We start from the raw sequence: 2425 nt of genomic DNA, 5'->3' as shown, positions 1-2425 counted from the left end.
GTTGCGGATCGACCAGGCGGAAAAGTTCATCGCTACTCTCCTTGGGCCGGCGTCGCGGACGCGGTTTCCATCTCGGCGGGGATCGGGTTGATCCGGTCGCCGTCGCGGACGAAGGCCCCGGCCTTGGTGACCACCTGGTCCCCGGCCTCCAGCCCTTCGGTGATGCCGATGAGCCCGCCGTCGCGGATGCCCACGGTGACGGAGACGCGCTCGGCCACGCCGTCGCGGACGCGCATCACGGTCGCGCCGTCCGGGCCCTGGCCCACGGCGGTCACGGGCACCGCCATCATCTCCTGCTCGTCGACGATGACTTCGGCGGTCAGGAACATGCCCTTCACCACCCGCGAGGGATCGTCGATCTGGACCCGGGCCACGCCCAGGCGGGTTTGCGGATCTATGGCGGGCTCCACGAGACGGACCTCGCCGGGAATGGGCGCCGAGCCCTGCACGGCCGAGAGCCGCGCCGCCTGCCCCGGGCGGAGCTTCAGGAGGTCCTGCTCGGACACGTCGGCGCGCAGCTCCATGGCGCCGTCGCGGACCAGCGTGAACATCGGGCCCGCGGCCGAGGAGGCGATGGCCCCCACCTGCGCGTTGCGAGCCACCACGAGGCCGGCCACCGGCGCCTTCACCTCGGTGCGCGACAGCTGCAGCTCGGCGTTGGCGATCTGCGCGTCCGCCAGCTCGAGCTGCGCCTGCGCCGAGGCGATGCCCTGCTCGGCCACGCGCAACCGCGCCTGGGCCTGCACGGCGGCGGCCTCGGCCTGGTCGCGCTGGGCCGACGAGACGCTGCCCGCCTCGGCCAGCTCGGCCGTCCGGTTGGCGACGCGCTGCGCCTCCTCGGCGCTGGCGCGGGCTTCCACGAGGCTCGCCTCGGCCTGGGTGATCGACGCCTCGGCGGTGGCGCGGTTGGCGGCGAGCTGGCTCAGTTGCAGCTCCAGGGTCGAGGTCGAGAGCCGCGCGAGGACCTGGCCCTCCGTCACCGTGTCACCCACGTCGGCCAGAAGCTCGTCGATGGGCTGGCCTTCGACGAGCGGCTGCACCGCGACCTCCTCGACCGCGTCCACGAGGCCCGAGGCGATCACCCGGTCGGTGAGTGGCAGGGCGCGGACCTCGGATACGGTGATGGCGGGCAGGGCCGCCTCGGCGGCGGGCGCCTCGGCCTCGGCCTCGCCATGGGCCTCCTGGGCCCAGGCCTGCGGCGCGGCGACGAGAAGGGCGGCGAGGCAGGCGCCGCGCAGCAGGGCGGCCGGGGAGAGGGGGGACATCTCAGGACTCCTTCGATTCGGCCAGGGCCTCGTCCAGCACGCGGTCGATCGTGCGCAGGACGCGGTCGGTCAGACGATCCGCAAGGGCCGTCCGCATGAGGTTGGAGGTCATCGCGCCATGCATGATGATGAAGACGAGCCGCGCATCGTCGCCGAAGCGGTCCATCGCGGTCTCGTCGGATATTCCGGCCGCACGGCCCAGCACCTGCGCCACGCGGAGGACGATGACGTCCTCCATGCGGCCGAGCAGCGCGGCGATCTCGGGCTTCCGGGGGGCCTGGGCGGCGATCTCGGCCCAAAGCGCCTCGTCCTTGTCGCAGCCTTTGCCAAGCTCCTGGCGCAGCGCGACCTTGAGCCCGCCGACCGGGTCGGGCGAGGCGACGATCGCCTGGAACGCCTCCTCGATCTCGGCCATGTCCCGGGCGATCAGCGCCTCGACGATGGCGGCCTTGGACGGGAAGTAGCGGTAGAAGTTCCCGGCGCTCATCCCCGCCGCGCGGGCGAGGTCCTGCATGGAGGCCTTGTCGAAGCCCTTCTCGACAAAGGCGTGACGGGCCAGCGTGAGGATCTCGTCCCCCCGGGCGGGTCCGTCGTGCCCGTCGGTCGTGCGGGCGGCCTGGGTCGAAAGGAGTTCATGGGGCACCGGGACGAATCTCCTGCAAGGCTGGGTGAATGAACGTTCATTCAGATGGAGAAGTCGGGATCGCTTGTCTAGTGGCTACGGATGACCCAAGGGAAAATTGTGCCGCTTTCCGCCGGGTCATGACTGTGAAGCTCATCAAACAGGCGATCTGGCCCCAGAGTCCCCTCTGGACACGCCTGCCGGGCTCGCCTAAAAGCCCGCTACCCGATGCGGACCACTCGACCGCATCCCCGTGCCCGGGTAGCTCAGGGGTAGAGCAGCGGATTGAAAATCCGCGTGTCGGTGGTTCAAATCCGCCCCCGGGCACCACACCTCCCTCCAAAGACATCCAGGGTGTTTATAAGCCTCTGATAGTGTGCCCCTTGAATCCAAGAGCGTCCAACTTCAATCGTTGGCAGCCATGAGCTTTGGGGGTACAAGTGGGGGTATGGTCTCTCGCCTTGGGAGGGCGTTGTTGCGCAACTCGAGTTGAGGCCGAGTTCGCCCCTTTCCCCTCGAGGTCAGGCGACGCGCGTGA

General features: G+C 69.9%; 2 protein-coding genes and 1 tRNA gene. 1 reads left to right on the top strand and 2 read right to left on the bottom strand.

The features are described 5' to 3' along the window. Positions 1 to 32: 32 nt before the first annotated feature. Positions 33 to 1265: an efflux RND transporter periplasmic adaptor subunit gene (locus FHG71_RS23080; RefSeq protein ID WP_139084148.1), complete on the bottom strand. Its 1233-nt coding sequence runs from the start codon at positions 1263 to 1265 to the stop codon at positions 33 to 35. A gap of 1 nt (position 1266) precedes the next feature. Beyond that, positions 1267 to 1908, bottom strand: a complete 642-nt coding sequence (locus FHG71_RS23075; protein WP_176559609.1) for a TetR/AcrR family transcriptional regulator — start codon at positions 1906 to 1908, stop codon at positions 1267 to 1269. Between the two features lie 234 nt (positions 1909 to 2142). Between FHG71_RS23075 and FHG71_RS23070 the strand changes: the two genes are divergently transcribed. After that, positions 2143 to 2217 (top strand) — tRNA-Phe (locus FHG71_RS23070). Positions 2218 to 2425: the final 208 nt, after the last annotated feature.

It is taken from the genome of Rubellimicrobium roseum (genome assembly GCF_006152145.1).
GTDB classification, from domain to species: domain Bacteria; phylum Pseudomonadota; class Alphaproteobacteria; order Rhodobacterales; family Rhodobacteraceae; genus Rubellimicrobium; species Rubellimicrobium roseum.
This window is presented reverse-complemented; position numbering and strand designations above follow the sequence as displayed.